Genomic DNA, 15,811 nt, shown 5'->3' on the forward strand with positions numbered 1-15,811 from the left:
CCATGACCGCCACGACGTCCACAGCCCCCGCCGCCGACCGGCAGCCGCCCAACGGCTTCTGGGCGCAGGCCGCCGCCGACCCCGCACGCACCGTCCTGACCGCCCCCGGCGGCGAGGAGTGGAGCGCCGGCCGGCTGCACGCCGACGTCAACCGCCTCGTCCACGGCCTGCGCGCCGCCGGGTTGGAGCGGGGCGACGTCTTCGCCGTCGTCCTGCCCAACGGCGCCGAGTTCCTCACCGCCTACCTCGCCGCCTCCCAGGCCGGCTTCTACCTCGTCCCCGTCAACCACCACCTGGTGGGCCCGGAGATCGCCTGGATCGTCTCCGACTCCGGTGCCAAGGTCCTCATCGCCCACGAGCGCTTCGCCGAGGCCGCCACCGCCGCGGCCGACGAAGCCGCCCTGCCCGCGAGCCGCCGCTACGCCGTCGGCACGGTCCCGGGCTTCCGCCCGTACGGCGAACTCCTCGACGGGCAGCCCGCAACACCCCCGGCGGACCGCACCCTCGGCTGGGTCATGAATTACACCTCCGGAACCACCGGCCGCCCCCGCGGCATCCGCCGCCCCCTGCCCGGCAAGCTCCCGGAGGAGACGTACCTCGGCGGCTTCCTCGGCATCTTCGGCATCCGCCCCTTCGACGGCAACGTCCACCTGGTCTGCTCGCCGCTCTACCACACGGCCGTCCTGCAGTTCGCGGGCGCCGCCCTGCACATAGGCCACCCGCTCGTCCTCATGGACAGGTGGACCCCGCAGGAGATGCTGCGCCTCATCGACGCCCACGCCTGCACCCACACCCACATGGTGCCCACGCAGTTCCACCGGCTCCTCGCCCTCCCGCAGGAGACGAAGGACGCCTACGACGTCTCCTCGATGCGGCACGCCATCCACGGCGCAGCGCCCTGCCCCGACCACGTCAAACGGGCGATGATCGACTGGTGGGGCGGCTGCGTGGAGGAGTACTACGCGGCGAGCGAGGGCGGCGGCGCCTTCGCGACCGCCGAGGACTGGCTGAAGAAGCCGGGAACGGTCGGCAAGGCCTGGCCGATCAGCGAACTGGCCGTCTTCGACGACGACGGCAACCGCCTTCCCCCGGGCGAACTGGGCACCGTCTACATGAAGATGAACACCGGCGGCTTCAGCTACCACAAGGACGAGGACAAGACGAGGAAGAACCGCATCGGCGACTTCTTCACCGTCGGGGACCTCGGCCTGATGGACGAGGAGGGCTACCTCTTCCTCCGCGACCGCAAGATCGACATGATCATCTCCGGCGGGGTCAACATCTACCCGGCCGAGATCGAGTCGGCCCTGCTCACCCACCCGGCCGTCGCGGACGCCGCCGCCTTCGGCATCCCGCACGCCGACTGGGGCGAGGAGGTCAAGGCGGTCGTCGAACCGGCGGAGGGCTTCGCGGCCGGCGACGCCCTGGCCGCGGAGATCCTGCACCACTGCGAGCGGCAGCTCGCCGGGTACAAACGGCCCAGGACCGTCGACTTCATCGAGGCGATGCCGCGCGACCCGAACGGCAAGCTCTACAAGCGGCGGCTGCGCGACCCGTACTGGGAGGGCCGCGACCGCGCCATGTGAGCCCGGCAGGGCTCCCCGAACCCCGCCCCCGGCGAGGCGCCGCGGTGTCCCCGCGGCGGCCGGCCACGGGACGGCGGTGTCGTACCCGTCGACCGGCGGCGGGTCGGGCCCGAGGCGACGAGCTCCGGCCGGCCGGGCGGCCGCAGCACGCCGGGCGCCGGCCGGCCCGCCGGACCACGTCCCCGCGCGCCCGGCCCGCCGCGCCGGGCGGGACCGGGCACGCCGGACCTGCCACGCCGGGAGGATCCGTGAGAAACGCCACGTCAAGGCCCTGCGAGCGCGCCGTGCGACGCACCGGAGGGACACTTCTGGCAAGTTGGCGGATATGGGTACGACGAAGCGCAGATCCCCCCTGACCGACTGGACCGTCCTGGTCCCCGTGCTGGCGCTCGTCGCGCTCGTGTTCAGCTGGGGGAGGGAGCTACCCGGCTTCGCCGTGGTGCTCGTCGCGCTCTGCCTGGCCGGCGCCGTCCTGGCGGCCGTCCACCACGCGGAGGTCGTGGCCCACCGGGTGGGCGAACCCTTCGGCTCCCTCATCCTGGCCGTTGCGGTCACCGTCATCGAAGTGGCCCTCATCGTCACCCTGATGGCCGACGGCGGGGACAAGTCCGCCTCCCTCGCCCGGGACACCGTCTTCGCCGCCGTCATGATCACCTGCAACGGCATCGTCGGCGTCTCCCTGCTCGTCGGAGCCCTGCGCAACCGCACCGCCGTCTTCAACCCCGAGGGGTCCGGCGCCGCCCTCGCCACCGTCGCCACGCTCGCCACCCTCAGCCTGGTCCTGCCGACCTTCACCACGAGCAAGCCCGGCCCGGAGTTCTCCACCGGGCAGCTGACCTTCGCCGCCGTCGCCTCACTCGCCCTGTACGGGCTGTTCATCGCCGTCCAGACGGTCCGCCACCGCGACTACTTCCTGCCCGTGGACACCGGCCGGGACGCGGACCCGCAGGCCGACCACGCGACGCCGCCCACCGCCCGCGCCGCCCTGCTCAGCCTCGGCCTGCTGCTGGTCGCGCTCGTCGCGGTGGTCGGCGACGCCAAGGCCGTTTCACCGACCATCGAGACGGCGGTGGCCAAGGCCGGCCTGCCCCAGGCGGTCGTCGGCGTGATCATCGCGCTGCTGGTGCTGCTGCCCGAGACCCTCGCCGCCGTCCGCGCCGCCCGCCGCGACCGCGTGCAGACCAGCCTCAACCTCGCCTACGGATCCGCCATCGCCAGCATCGGGCTCACCATCCCGGCGATCGCCCTGGCCTCCGTCTGGCTCTCCGGGCCGCTCCTGCTCGGCCTCGGCCCCGTCCACATGGTCCTGCTCGCCCTGACCGTGGTGGTCAGCACGCTCACCCTCGCCCCGGGCCGCGCCACCCTGCTCCAGGGCGGGGTGCACATCGTGGTGCTGGCCGCGTACCTCTTCCTGGCCGTCAGCCCATGAGGGGGGGCGGTCCGGGGCCGGGGAGAGGCCGCGGGCGCCGCCCGGTCGAGGGTACGCGGCGTACGCACGGGGTCGGCGGCCGAGAACGGCACCAGCCACAGGCCCGCGGCCGGGGTGGACGCCGTCGGCCTGCGCCAGAACCGGTCGAAAGAGCAGCGCGCCATGGCTGCCGGCGTCGGTCGTACGGTCCCGGCGTGCCGGCACCGCGCACACCGCGAAGACGTCTACCACCGAGCCGTCGGACGCCGTGGCCGTGCCTCCGGGACACGGGGGCTCTGCGCTCCGCCCTGCGACAAGAACGGCTTGAAGTGATCCAGTTCAACCGGGCGGCCGCGGTGCAGACTTGCCACTGAGGATGGAGAAGTGTTTCGACGGCCTTTGGAGGGGGACAGCGTCGTGGACCCTGCTGTCGCAGCTGTCGCGGCCACCGCCGCGACCACGCTCGTCACCGCGATGACGACAGACGCGTGGGACCACACCCGGCGCGGCTTCGGCCGACTGCTCGGGCTCGGCGGGCGGGCCGGGGAGAGCGGCGGCGTCGAGGTGGAGGCCGAGGCGGAGCTGGAGCACGCGCGCGAGACCGTGCTCACCGCGTACGAGCGGGGCGACGCGGCGGCCCTGGGCGAGGCCCACGAGAACTGGGCGGCGCGGCTCGGGGCGGCGCTGGAGGCGAATGCCCACCGCTCGGCCGAGTGCGAGCGGCTGCTGCGCGAACTGATCGCCGGGCAGCCCGGCGCCGACGGCGAGATCCGCGCCCTCGGGGCGGCCCTGCGCGGGTCGCAGACCCACGGGGTCTACAGCCAGGTGATCCAGAGCGGCGGCGCGGGCGCTCAGGGCCCGGGGGCCAGCGTGACCGTAACCAACCACCACCACGGGCCCGGCGCGGCCCAGGCCGGGATTCCCCGCGGAGAGTCTTGACCGAGCCACGCTACGAGCAGTACCTCACCCCCGGTTCGGCCGCCGCGCAGGGCCCGGGCGCAAGGGCCACCGTCAACCACTACCACGGGTCTCCCGGGCCCGGCATCGAGGCGCTGCCGGCGCCGCCGGCCCCGGCCACCGACTGGCTGATGGCGCAACCCAGCCGGCTTCTCGACGCGCGCAGCCGTGTGGTGCCCTTCATCGGCCGGGAAGCCGAACTGGAGCGGCTGCGGCGCTGGCGTGACACCCGCAATGCCCGCCTGTCGGTGCTGCTGCTCCACGCTCCCGGCGGGGAGGGCAAGACCCGCCTCGCCATGGAGTTCGCCGAGCGGTCCCGAGACCCCGGCCGACCGGCCGCGGAACGCTGGCAGGTGCTGCACGCCGTGGTCCGCGACGGCGGCCCCGCCCAGGACCCCGGTACCCAACCGGCCGAGGACGGCGCCGGCGTCCTGCTCGTCGTGGACTACGCGGACCGCTGGGCGTACAGCCAGCTGGAGCGGCTGCTGTCCGAGCCTGTCCTGCACCGGCAGCGGCCCACCCGGGTCCTCCTGATCGGCCGTACGGTCCGCTGGTTCGCGGCCCTGCGCGGTGAACTCCACGACCGGCGCGCCGAGATCGCCGACATGCTGCTGCCGTCCTTGGACGCGGACCGGCTGCGGATGTTCACCGCCGCCCGCGACCGCTACGGTGCGAGCGACCTCTACGACCTGCCGGACACCTCCGCGGTCGCACCGCCCGCCCTTCTGGACCGGCCCGACTTCGGACTGACGCTGACCCTGCAGATGGCGGCGCTGGTCGCCGTCGATGCCCACGCGCGCGGGCGCCGGCCGTCCCTGACCGAACCGCACGAGCTGTCGGCGTACCTTCTGGACCGTGAATACCGGGCGTGGCAGCGGCTGTTCGAGGCCGGCGGGTCCGGACTGGACTACAAGACCCGGCCCGCCGTCATGGCCAGGACGGTGTTCACCGCCGCCTTGACCGGGGCGGTCAGCCACGGCACCGGCGCCCGGGCGCTGCGCGCCCTCGACCTGCCGGGCCATCCGCAGGACCTCCTCCTCGACCACCGGTTCTGCTATCCGCCCGTCGACCGCGACCTGTTCCTGGAGCCCCTGTACCCCGACCGGCTCACCGAGGACTTCCTCGGGCTGTTCACCCCGGGACACGACATCACCGCGTACGACCCGGACCCCTGGGCGGGCGATGTCCCGGCGGCCCTGATGGGCGGGGACCTGGGGCCGGCGGTGGCCCCGCGGGCCGTGACGTTCCTGGCGTCCGCGGCCGCCCGCTGGACGCACGTCGGCCGTCGGGTGCTGTACCCGCTGCTGCGGTCCTCGCCGCACCTCGCGATCACCGCGGGCAGTCCCGCCCTGACCACGCTCGCCGCCCTCGCCGCGCCGGGCGACGCCGGCGGCGAGGGCGACGCGGACGACGCGGGCACCGGCAGCGAAGCCGCGCCGCCACTGGACGCCGATCTGGTGGCGGTACTGGAGGCCGTGGAAGCCGTGCTGCCCTCGGGCCGCCACGTGGACCTGGACAACGGAATCCTCGCCGTCGCCGAGGTGCTGACCGCGCACCGGCTGGCCACCACCGAGGACCCCGCCCGGCGGGCCGTGCTGTACGGGACGCTGGCGTGGCGCCGGGCCAACGCGGGCCGCCGCGAGCAGGCCGTCCTCCCCGCGGAGGAGGCCGTACGGCTGCACCGGGGGCTCGCCTCCGAGGACCCCGCGCACCTCCCCTTGCTCGCGAACTCCCTCGGTGTGCTCGGCGAGCGGCTCTCCGCCGCCGGCCGCTGGGAGGAGGCGCTGTTCACCGCCGAGGAGTCCGTCGCGATCGGCCGGCGCCTGACCGCCGTTGACCCCGCCGCCCACCAGGACCGCCTGGCGGGCGCGCTGACCGGCCTCGGCAGCAGTCTGTCGCGGCACGGCAGGCGGGCGGAGGCCCTGGCCGTCACCGAGGAGGCCGCCGAGCTGTATCGGCGTCTGTCCGAAACGGACCCCGTGTACGGTCCCGACCGGGCCGCGCTCCTCACCCACCTGGGCCTGCGGCTCCTCGACGCCGGCCGCACCGAGGAGGGCCTGGCCGCCAGTGAGGAGGCTGCCGGACTGTACCGGCGGCTGTCCGCCGCCGACCCCGGCGGCGAGCGGCACCACTTCGCGCGCTCCCTCATCAACCTGGGGGCCGCGCTGCGCGCCGTCGGCAGGCTGGAGGAGGGCCTGGAGGTCACGGAGGTGGCCGGCGACCTGTACCGTCGGCTCGCGGCGGCCAACCCCGCCGCCCACCAGCCCGATCTGACGGCCGCGCTGGTCAGCCTCGGGGGGTTCCTCGCGGAGATGGGCCGGGGCGAGGAGGCCCTGGCCCCGGTCGAGGAGGCCGTGGCGATCCAGCGCCGGCTCGCGGAGTCCGACCCGGCCGCCCACAGCCTCGACCTGGCCCGGGTGTTGAACGACCTCGGGAGCCGGCTGCTCGCCCTGGGCCACGAGGAGCGGGCCCTGGCGGTGACGAGGGAGGCCGACGACCTGTACCGGCGGCTGGCTCGCGCGCACCCCACCGTCGACCTTCCCGAACACGTCGCCGTACAGAACCGGTTGGCCCGGGAGCCGGACCGGGTCCGGGAGGAGGCGCTGGCGGCCACGCGCGAGGCGACCGAGTTGTACCGGCTGCTGGCCGACCCGCCGACCGGCGCCGACCTCACCGACCTCAGCACGCGGGCGGGCGCGCTGGGCAGGGTCGGTGAGACGCTGATCGGGCTCGGGCGTTTCGAGGAGGCCCTCACGGCCGTGGAGCGGGCCGCGGCCGTCCACCTCGACATCGGCGACCGGCGCCGCGCGGCCGAGCTGCTCCTCCAGTCGGGCAGCGCCCTGGCAGGCATACGGCGGCAGAAGGAGGCGATCGGCCTGTTCGAACAGGCCGTTCAGCACTTCGACCGGCTGGGCGAACGGGCTCTGCTGGGAGCCACGCTCACCAACCTCGGCACCTCCCTGGCAGCCGACGGCCGCACCGACGAAGCCGTCACCGCCTGCGAACGGGCCGCGGCCATCTTCCGGAGCGGCGGTCCGGGCGGCGGTAGCGCCGGAGCTGACGCGGCCGGTGACCCGAGCCCTTTTGAGATCGCCGCGCTCACCAACCTGAGCAATGCCCTCACAGCCGCCAAGCGGTACGCCGAAGCAGCCGAAGTCAGCCGGCGGGCCGCAGCCCTGAGCGCCGGCGGCGGCCATGACCGCTTCGGCAGCGCGCCGCTCCACAACCTGGGCAACGCCCTGATCAACGAGGGCCGGTTCGAGGAAGCCATCTCGCCCGTCCGGCAGGCCGCCGCCCTCTACCGTGAGGCCGGCGATCGAGGCCGTGAAGCCGATTCCCTCGCCAACCTCGCCGTCGCCCTGCACCGTACGGGTCGACTCGACGAGGCGATCACCACCTACCAGCGCTCGGCCGGGCTCTTCGGAGAAACCGGCGAACGCGGCAAGGAGCGCTGGGTGCTCGACGGTCTCATCCCGGCCCTGATCGAAGCGGAACGCTACGAAGCGGCCGTCGACGCCGCGCAGCGGTCCGCCACCCTCTGCCGTGACCTGGGCGACCGTACGGGTGAGGCGTCCGCGCTCATCAACCTCGGCAACGCCGCCGGGCAGGGAGGCCGTTACGCTGAGGCGGCCACCGCCTGCGGGAAGGCGGCCGCCCTGCTGCGGGAGACCGGCGACCACGAGCGCGAGGGCAATGCGCTGTCCAACCGCAGCGAGGCACTCGCCCGGGCGGAGCGCCACGACGAGGCTGTCGCCGCCTGCGAAGAGGCCGTGGCCGCGTACCGCCGGTCCGGCAATCGGGCGCGGGAGGCCGTGATGCTGCGCAACCTCGCCATCCGCCTCGCCCAGGCCCATCGCTCCGACGAAGCCGTCGCCGCCTACCGGCAGGAGCTCGCGGTCCACCGGGAGACCGGCGACCGCCGGGGCGAGCTGACCGCCCTGCGCAGCCTCTCCCTCGTCCTGGTTTACGAGGGACGGTACGAGGAGGCCGTGCCCGCCTGTCAGCAGGGACTCGTCTACTGCCGCGCGGCCGGCGACCGCGAGCACGAGGGGGAACTCCTGGACCGGCTCGGCGAAGCTCTGGGAGCACTGGGCCGCGTGGAGGAGTCGGCCGCCGCCCGGGAAGGTGCCGTCGCCGTGCACCGGGCCGCCGGCGACCGGGCGGGCGAGGCCGCGGCCTCGGCCGAACTCGGCGTCGCGCTCAACCGATTGGGACGCTACGAGCAGGCCGCCGACGCGGGCCGGCACGCCGCCGAGCTGCACCGGCGGGCCGGTGACCGCGCCCGCGAGGCCCATGCCCTCATCGTCGTCGGCCATGGCCTGGAGCATCAGGGGAAACCGAAGAAGGCCATCCCTGCCTACACCCGGGCGGCGGAGCTGTCCCGCGAGATCGGCGACGCCCCCGCCGAGGCCACGGCTCTGCGCCGGCTCGGCGGCGCCCTCGAAGCGGCGGGCCGGGACACGCAGGCCGTGGCCGTCCTGCAACAGGCCGCGACCGTCTCCCGGGGCGCCGGCGACCAGGAGGGCGAGGCCATGGCCCTTTACCACCTGGGTGAGAAACTGACCAACGCCGGCCGGCTCGAAGAGGCCGTCGTAGCCCATCGGCGCGTCGCCACCGTGTTCCGTGAACTGGACCGCCCGGACCTCGAAGGGTCCGCACTCCTCAACCTGGCCCGCGACCTGCGGGTGTCGGGCCGAGACGAGGAGGCCGTCGCCGTCTACCGGCGGGCCGTGGTCGTCTACCCCCGGACGGAGGACCGGGCGCGGGAGAACCAGCTCCACCTCCACCTCGGCATGACGCTGGAAAAGCTGGGCCGGCGCGCCGACGCCCTCCTCTCGTACGGACGTGCCGCGGAGCTGTTCCACGCCGCGCAGGACCGCACCAACGAAAGCCAGACCCTGTACCGCTACGGCGTCCTGGCCGTGGAACTCCGGCAGTACGGGGACGCCATCCCCGCCCTCGAGCGGTACCTGGCGCTCTGCCGGGACACCGCCGACGGGCAGGGCGAGGGTACCGCCCTGCTCATCCTCGGCGGCCTCCTCGTGGACGTGGGACGGTATGAGGAAGCCGTGACCGTCAACGACCAGGCGGCCAGTCACTTCCGCGCCGAGGGCAGGACCCGGGCGATGGACCTGGCCCTGAGGCACCGCTCCAAGGCCCTCCACGCACTGGGCCGCCGCGACGCCTGACCGGGGGTCGCGACCGCGCGGGGGCTGCGGGTCAGGCGCGGATGCGGTGGGCGCGGTGGCGCTGTTCGGTCGCGAGTCTGTTGACGTGGCCGTGGCCGTGGTGGATCTCCCGGAGGGCGGTGTGCGGTGTGTGCTGGTGTTGCCCTCCTGGCGATCACGGTCAGGCCAGCTGACCTCGGCCGCCGGCGTGGTGGTGCCGCGCGGTCAGGTGACGGAGGCTGAGCTGCTGGCCTACGCCCGGGACAAGCTCGCCCACGTCACGGCCCCCAAGCGGGAGCTGCGGGACCGCTTCGGGGCGCGTGCGGTCAGTCCGGTTCCCGGTGGTGCCGGGCGTCGTCCCGGGGGAGGAGGCCGCTGTGCCGCAGGCGTCGCAGTGTGAGGTGCTCGTGCACGAGGCGGCCGACGAGCGCGCCGCCGTAGACCACGAAGCCGACGCCGACGAGCCAGGACTGGACCACCAGCAGCGTCCCGAACGGGCCGTAGGTCACGGCGTTGGACGCGATGAGCGGGGAGAACACCAGTTGCGAGAAGATCCGCAGCCCCAGCAGCCCGAGGCTGGTCGTCACCGCTCCCGGTACCAGGGCCCGCCAGCGGACCCGGCCGCCGAGCAGCAGACGCTGCGAGGCGACGAAGAACAGGCAGGTGCCGAGGAGGTCGCCGAGCGTGCCGAGGACCGTGCCGAGGCCGTCGTCCGACGGGGCGGGGATCACCACGAGCAGCGCGAGGTAGCAGACCAGCATGGCGAGCCAGACCACGTGCCGCCACATGGTGTGCCACCGGGCGGTCGGCAGGTCCCACACCTTCTCGTAGCCGGTCTGCACGGCCGCCCCGAAGGTCAGGCCGAACACGGCGAGCGCGGCCAGACCGAAGGCGGTGGTCCGCTCCAGCGCCGTGTCCGCCGCGCCGAAGACCATCTCGATGCTGGTCCGCGAGGACGCCGTCACGCCGAGGGCCTGACCGAGCCAGCGGCCGAACCCCGAGCCGCTCCCGGGTGCCGCGGCGGCCACGACCACCAGCAGCGGGACCAGGGTGAGGAAGCCGAGGGCCGCGAAGCCCATGGCCCGGTGCATCAGCTCCATCTCCCGGCCACGGCTCCAGGCCAGCCCGGCGTAGGAGCCCTGGAGCCGGTCGTGGAGCCGCCGGAGGGTCGAGGTCACGCCTCATGCACTACCCGGACGGGCCCGTCGGCTCCCGGGAGCCGGGCACAAATGGGACCGAAGGGGTGGTTTCGAGCGGCTGCTCCGGTTCGTGGGCGGGCCCGGACGGCACACCTTGCCCTCGGCCGGCGGCGCGTCGCCGGCCAGGCAGAGCCCGAAGAGGTCGACGGGGCCCGGCAGCTCACCCCCGGACCGGCGGCGGGCGGCGGGCGGCGTCGCGAGGGCGGGTGCCGCCGGCGGCGCGGCGGACATCGCGAGCCGCCGGGCGGTTCCCCGTCCCCATCCCCGTTCCCGCGCTCGTCCCCGTCCCTGATGCCGCACGGCGTCCGCCGGCCCGGGGGTCCGCCGGTTTGCCGGCCCGGGGGTCTGGGGGCCGGGCTGGGGGCGAGGGCCGGCCTGTCCCCGCGGCTGGCAGGCAGGCCCGCGCCCCCGGCCTGCGCGCGCAGCGGGCGGCAGCCCGTCCCGGGCGGCCGCTGGCGCGGCTGGCCATCCGGTCGAGGGCACGGTGAGGGCAGTCGCCAGCCCGGTCCTCGGAAGCCGGGCGCGCGCAACAGGGCGGAGGCGGCCATCGCCGCGTGCGAGGCGGGCCCGGTACCTGCGGGCCCCCGCTGACGCCCCGCCCGCACCGTCTGGTCAACTGGGGCGCATGACGCGCACCCTGTACCTCCTCTGTTCCGCAGCCCCACCGGTCTTTGACATCGCCCGCGTGATCGAGGACGCGCAGGCACGCGGCTGGGACGTGTGCCTCGGCCTGACCCCCACGGCGGCCCACTGGCTCGCGGAGGGCACCGACGGCCTGGCCGCGCTCACAGGACACCCGGTCCGCAGCCGGTACAAGCAGCCAGCCGATCCGGACGTCTGGCCCGTCGCGGACGCGATCCTGGTCGCCCCGGCCACGTTCAACACGGTCAACGCCTGGGCCCTCGGACTCACCGACCGGTTCGTCGCCGGGGTGGCCGCCGAGGCCATCGGCAAGGGCACTCCGCTCGCCGTCATGCCGTGCGTGAACTCGGCGTTCGCCCGGCACCCGCAGTTCGAGCAGAGCATCGCCGTCCTGCGCGGCGCGGGGGTCCGGGTGCTGTACGGAGAAGGCGGCTTCACCCCCCACCCGCCCGGCCTGGGCGGCACGGAACCGTACCCGTGGACCCTCGCCCTGGATGCCGTCGACGATCTGGCCCGCACGCACCCCCGCACGCAATCCCCGGGCGCACCGTAGATCCGGTCCCACATCGTCGAAGTCCCGCCCGGCACGCGGCGCTTGTCGGGTCACGGCGGTGGAGGCCCACACTCGCTCGTGCGACGCCGGGGCTACGCTCGTGGCATGCCGAACCCCGTACCGTTCAACGACGCGCTGCATGCCGCAGTGGGCACCCCCGAGCAGGCCGAAGTCCTCGACAGCAGTCCGCGGTCACAGGTGTGGCGGGTGCGGCTTGCCGACCGTCGACTCGTGATCGTCAAGCAGATCACCGACACCGGTGACACGCGCGCCGACGCGCACACCCGCTTCGCGCGGGAGGTCGCCGGGCTGCGCCTGGCGGGGCGGGCCACCGGGCCCGCCGTCGCCCCAGCGGTGCTCGCCACCGACCTGCCCTCGCGGGTGGTGGTCCTGGAGTATCTGGAGGACCTCGGCAGGACGGACGACTGGATGCCGGGGTACGCCGAGTCCCTCGCGCGGCTGCACGCCCTGACCGGACCCGCCGACGCGGGCGCGCTACCGGTCTGGTCGGGGCCCACGGCCGCCGACGCGGAGTCCTTCCTCGCCCTGGCCAGGGCGCTCGACGTGCCCGTACCGTCCACGGTTCCCGAGGAACTCGGCGCTCTCCTGGAGCGGTTGGACCCCTCGCCGTACCATGCGCTGCTCCACGGCGACCCCTGCCCCGGCAATGACCTGCGCACCGTCGGCGGCGTCCGCTTCGTCGACTTCGAGCGGGCCTCGCTCGGCAACGGCCTGCACGAACTCGCCTACTTCCGGATCGGCTTCCCCACCTGCTGGTGTGCCATGTCGGTCACCGCGGCGCCGCTCGCGGAGGTCGAGGCCGTCTACCGGAGCACCTGGCGGGGCCTCACGGGGAAGGACGTGCCCGGTGACCTCGCCGACGCGTGCGCCGGCTGGCTGATCCAGGGCGACGCGCTGGTCGAACGGGCCCACCGCGGGACGGCCGACCAGTTCGCGCGGGTGCCCGTCGAGGACTTCGAGTGGGGCCGCGTAACCGCCCGTGAGCGGCTGGTCCACCGCCTGGGCGTGGTCGCCGACATGACCCGCGACCACGATCACCTGCACGCCCTCGGCCGTCTCAGCTCCGCCATGGCCGGGCGGCTGCTCAGCCGCTGGTCGGACCTGCGTCCGCTGCCCCCGCACGACGCCCGCCCCTGGTGACCGCGCGCGGCGATCGGAGCCGTATCGCGGACCTGCGAGAGTGTCCGTCATGGATTCCGAACCGCGCACCGATCTCGCTCGTCACCATGACTCCGGGGGCTGGTTGGCTCGTTTCGCGGGCCGGATGCTGGTGGTGTGTCCGCGGTGCGGGGGCCGTGCTCTCGTGACTGCGGGAGCGTGGCGGCGTGCAGTCGACGATGTCGATGTTCGCTCGGCTGCCGGGGTGGATGAAGGTGTCGGACAATCGAGCCGAGGTGCTGGCGGGTCTGGGGAGGTTGCGGGCGCTGGCCGCACGGATGTCACCGGCCGACCGTTCCGATGCCGCACACGGGCGCGGTGACCGTCCCCGAGCACACCGGAGTATGTACTTCCGGGGCAGCCCTTTTGAGTCCTGAACCGTGATCATGCACATCTCGAGCTCCACTCTTCGATGCGCGGCCTAGAAGCAGTCCATGCGTGAACCGTCGGGTTCCGCCTCGGCGGACCACGTGTACCAGGTCCGGGAGTCCACGCCGAGCAGCTCCGCGGGGTGCGGCTGCGTCCCGTGAAGCTCGCGGAGCATCTCGGGTGAGGCGAAGTCGAGGGTCATGCTCGGCCGGTCGGCGGCCTCGAAGCAGAAGACGGCGAAACCGGCGTCGTACCCCTTGTCCAGGTCGTCGATCGGGCGCCATCCCGCCGCCGACGCCTCCCGGCGGTAGTAGTCCAGCACTTCCTTCCTGGTCCCGGCGTACGCGTAGAACCGTTCCGCGGTGAGCCAGGCGCCGGCGGTGTCGTCGATGCAGTGGGCCCCGGACCATGGATGGCCGTCGACGGCCGCGGCCCCCTCCGGGTGGAGCTCCAGTGCGGGCAGCCGGTCGAGCTCGGCCACGGCAGCGTCCGTTTCCCCGCCGCACGTCTCGAACGGGGGAAGGAGGGAGCACCCGCTCAGGGCCGTTCCCGTCAGCAGGGCCGCCAACAATGCCCGCACGGCAAGCGTGTTCATGGCGGGATTATGACCTTCCCCCGAGAAACGCCCCTCCGCGGGGTCGGCTCTCCCTCCGGTCGGGTCGGTGAGGGGGACGGCTCGGCGATGACCTTCATGGCGGCGGAGCGGTCCTGTCCTCGCCGCGCCTGTCCGCGTGGTCGGCATCGGGGTCGGGGCAGCCGGTGAGGACGAGCAGGGCGGCCAACCGCCGCATTGCCGGCGGTGTGGTGTGTGCGCGTGGCGCCGTGCTGGTCGGTCCCGGCCCCCCACGGAAGCCAACGTCAGGGGGTCGGGGGACGGCCGGGGGCGCGGAGGTCCACGAGTCTTTTGATCTTGCCCACCGAGCGTTCCAGGGTCTCCGGGTCGACCACCTCGACCCGGACGGAGACGCCGATCCCCGCCTTGACCGCCTGGACCACGCCGGCCGCCGCGGCCTCTCGCAGGGCGGTGTCCGACTCCCGTCGGGCCTCCACCCGGACGGTCAGGGTGTCCATACGGCCCTCGCGGGCCAGCCGCAGCTGGAAGTGGGGCGCCAGTCCCGGCGTCCGCAGCAGGATCTCCTCGATCTGGGTCGGGTACAGGTTCACCCCACGCAGGATGATCATGTCGTCGCTGCGGCCCGTGATCTTCGCCATCCGGCGGAAGGAGGGCCGCGCCGTGCCGGGGAGCAGTCGCGTCAGGTCGCGGGTCCGGTAGCGGATGACCGGCATGGCCTCCCTGGTGAGGGAGGTGAAGACCAGCTCGCCGGGCTCGCCCTCCGGCAGCACCGCACCCGTCAGGGGGTCGACCACTTCGGGGTAGAAGTGGTCCTCCCAGATGTGCAGGCCGTCTTTCGTCTCCACGCACTCCTGTGCCACCCCGGGCCCGATGACCTCCGACAGGCCGTAGATGTCCACCGCGTCCATGTCGAGGCGCTCCTCGATCTCCCGCCGCATCTCCTCGGTCCACGGCTCCGCACCGAAGATCCCCGTCCGCAGCGAGGTGGTGCGCGGGTCGATGCCCTGGCGCTCCATCTCGTCCAGCAGGGTCAGCATGTACGAGGGGGTCACCATGATGACCTCCGGCCGGAAGTCCTCGATGAGCCGGACCTGGCGGTCCGTCATCCCGCCAGAGGCGGGCACGACCGTACAGCCGAGGCGCTCGGCGCCGTAGTGCGCGCCCAGGCCGCCCGTGAACAGGCCGTAGCCGTAGGCGACGTGGACGATCTGCCCGGGCCGGCCGCCTGCCGCGCGTATCGAACGGGCCACGACGTCGGACCAGGTGGAGAGGTCCCCGTCGGTGTATCCCACGACGGTCGGCCGCCCGGTGGTACCGCTGGAGGCGTGGATGCGGCGCACCTCGGAACGCGGGACCGCGAACATCCCGAAGGGGTACTGATCGCGCAGGTCCGCCTTGGTGGTGAGGGGGAACAGGGCGAGGTCGGCGAGGGAGCGGCAGTCGTCGGGATGCACGCCGGCCTTGTCGAAGGCCTTCCGGTAGAAGGGCACCCGCTCGTACGCGCGGTGCAGGGTGGCCCGCAGCCGGGTGAGCTGGAGGGCGGCCAGCTCGTCGCGGCCCAGCCGCTCGCCGTCGTCGTGGAATCCCGCCTGCACCGCCATGTCGTCACCTCATCGTGAGAAGGTCCAAGAGCCGACCGATCATTCGGTAGATTGCCAGGGCTTCGCCGGTTCAATCAATTACTCGAACGAGTGATCGTCTGGTCTGATGGCCTCCATGCCGACCTTCACCGCGTACGACGGAACCGAACTGGCCTACCGCACCCTGGGTGAAGGGCCGCCGCTGGTGTGCCTCCCGGGCGGCGCCATGCGCGCCTCCCGCTATCTGGGAGACCTCGGCGGACTGGCGGCCCACCGCACTCTGATCCTCCTCGACCTGCGCGGAACGGGCGACTCCGCCGTCCCGGAGGACGAGTCGACGTACCGCGCCGACCGCCAGGTCGCCGACGTCGAGGCACTCCGCGTCCACCTGGACCTGGAACGCATGGACCTCCTGGCCCACTCGGCCGCCGGCAGCCTCGCCCTGCTGTACGCGGCCGCGCATCCGCAGCGACTGGGCCGGACCGTCCTGGTCACCCCCAACGCGTGGGCCCTCGGCCTGGGGAGCACCGCCCGGGACCGGCTGGCGGCGGCCCACCTCAGGGAGGGGGCCGAGCCGTACGACACGGCCGTTCAGG

At 73.8% G+C, this 15,811-nt stretch carries 10 protein-coding genes and 1 pseudogene; 7 read left to right on the plus strand and 4 right to left on the minus strand.

Annotated elements, in window-relative coordinates; translation table 11 throughout:
- Positions 1-2 precede the first annotated feature (2 nt).
- Complete coding sequence (locus tag AVW11_RS16330) at positions 3-1,586, plus strand: acyl-CoA synthetase (protein ID WP_060179772.1); 1,584 nt, start codon at positions 3-5, stop codon at positions 1,584-1,586.
- Between the two features lie 325 nt (positions 1,587-1,911).
- A complete protein-coding gene (locus tag AVW11_RS16335) occupies positions 1,912-3,015 on the plus strand; it encodes a calcium:cation antiporter (RefSeq protein ID WP_060179771.1) in 1,104 nt (367 codons plus the stop codon).
- A 29-nt stretch (positions 3,016-3,044) separates the two neighbouring features.
- On the opposite strand, the pseudogene AVW11_RS38375 reads toward AVW11_RS16335, so the two are convergent.
- Positions 3,045-3,279, minus strand: a pseudogene (locus tag AVW11_RS38375) (hypothetical protein); the annotation flags it as partial.
- A gap of 132 nt (positions 3,280-3,411) precedes the next feature.
- On the opposite strand from AVW11_RS38375, the gene AVW11_RS16345 reads away from it, so the two are divergent.
- Complete coding sequence (locus AVW11_RS16345) at positions 3,412-3,933, plus strand: hypothetical protein (protein WP_143568852.1); 522 nt, start codon at positions 3,412-3,414, stop codon at positions 3,931-3,933.
- Entirely contained in the window at positions 3,930-9,140 is a 5,211-nt protein-coding gene (locus AVW11_RS16350; protein ID WP_076044385.1) for a tetratricopeptide repeat protein, read from the plus strand. The genes AVW11_RS16345 and AVW11_RS16350 overlap by 4 nt, the downstream gene beginning before the upstream one ends.
- 305 nt (positions 9,141-9,445) lie before the next feature.
- On the opposite strand, the gene AVW11_RS16360 is transcribed toward AVW11_RS16350, so the two are convergent.
- Positions 9,446-10,297 (minus strand): YhjD/YihY/BrkB family envelope integrity protein, encoded by an 852-nt coding sequence (locus AVW11_RS16360; RefSeq protein ID WP_076044389.1) that lies wholly within the window; start codon positions 10,295-10,297, stop codon positions 9,446-9,448.
- A 646-nt stretch (positions 10,298-10,943) separates the two neighbouring features.
- Here AVW11_RS16360 and AVW11_RS16365 point away from each other — a divergent pair.
- Both AVW11_RS16365 and AVW11_RS16370 read left to right on the plus strand, forming a co-directional pair.
- Complete coding sequence (locus AVW11_RS16365) at positions 10,944-11,513, plus strand: flavoprotein (RefSeq protein ID WP_076044391.1); 570 nt, start codon at positions 10,944-10,946, stop codon at positions 11,511-11,513.
- A 105-nt stretch (positions 11,514-11,618) separates the two neighbouring features.
- Positions 11,619-12,674: a phosphotransferase gene (locus AVW11_RS16370; RefSeq protein ID WP_076044393.1), complete on the plus strand. Its 1,056-nt coding sequence runs from the start codon at positions 11,619-11,621 to the stop codon at positions 12,672-12,674.
- Between the two features lie 439 nt (positions 12,675-13,113).
- Here the strand turns inward: AVW11_RS16370 and AVW11_RS16380 are convergent, their stop codons facing one another.
- A complete protein-coding gene (locus tag AVW11_RS16380) occupies positions 13,114-13,656 on the minus strand; it encodes a hypothetical protein (protein ID WP_143568854.1) in 543 nt (180 codons plus the stop codon).
- Positions 13,657-13,919: 263 nt separating this feature from the next.
- Positions 13,920-15,236, minus strand: coding sequence for a phenylacetate--CoA ligase PaaK (gene paaK / locus AVW11_RS16385; protein ID WP_076044397.1), 1,317 nt, complete (start codon positions 15,234-15,236; stop codon positions 13,920-13,922).
- A 115-nt stretch (positions 15,237-15,351) separates the two neighbouring features.
- Between paaK and AVW11_RS16390 the strand changes: the two genes are divergently transcribed.
- On the plus strand, positions 15,352-15,811 hold a 460-nt coding region (locus AVW11_RS16390; RefSeq protein ID WP_143568855.1), incomplete at its 3' end, for an alpha/beta fold hydrolase.

Origin of the sequence: Streptomyces amritsarensis (genome assembly GCF_001953875.1) — a bacterium.
GTDB lineage: Bacteria > Actinomycetota > Actinomycetes > Streptomycetales > Streptomycetaceae > Streptomyces > Streptomyces amritsarensis.

Bases quoted from the DNA above. Each gene is read 5' to 3' on its own strand.
- AVW11_RS16330 (WP_060179772.1), top strand. From the start codon at position 3: ATGACCGCCACGACGTCCACAGCCCCCGCCGCCGACCGGCAGCCGCCC.
- AVW11_RS16335 (WP_060179771.1), top strand. From the start codon at position 1,912: ATGGGTACGACGAAGCGCAGATCCCCCCTGACCGACTGGACCGTCCTG.
- AVW11_RS16365 (WP_076044391.1), top strand. From the start codon at position 10,944: ATGACGCGCACCCTGTACCTCCTCTGTTCCGCAGCCCCACCGGTCTTT.
- AVW11_RS16370 (WP_076044393.1), top strand. From the start codon at position 11,619: ATGCCGAACCCCGTACCGTTCAACGACGCGCTGCATGCCGCAGTGGGC.
- AVW11_RS16380 (WP_143568854.1), bottom strand. From the start codon at position 13,656: ATGAACACGCTTGCCGTGCGGGCATTGTTGGCGGCCCTGCTGACGGGA.
- paaK (WP_076044397.1), bottom strand. From the start codon at position 15,236: ATGGCGGTGCAGGCGGGATTCCACGACGACGGCGAGCGGCTGGGCCGC.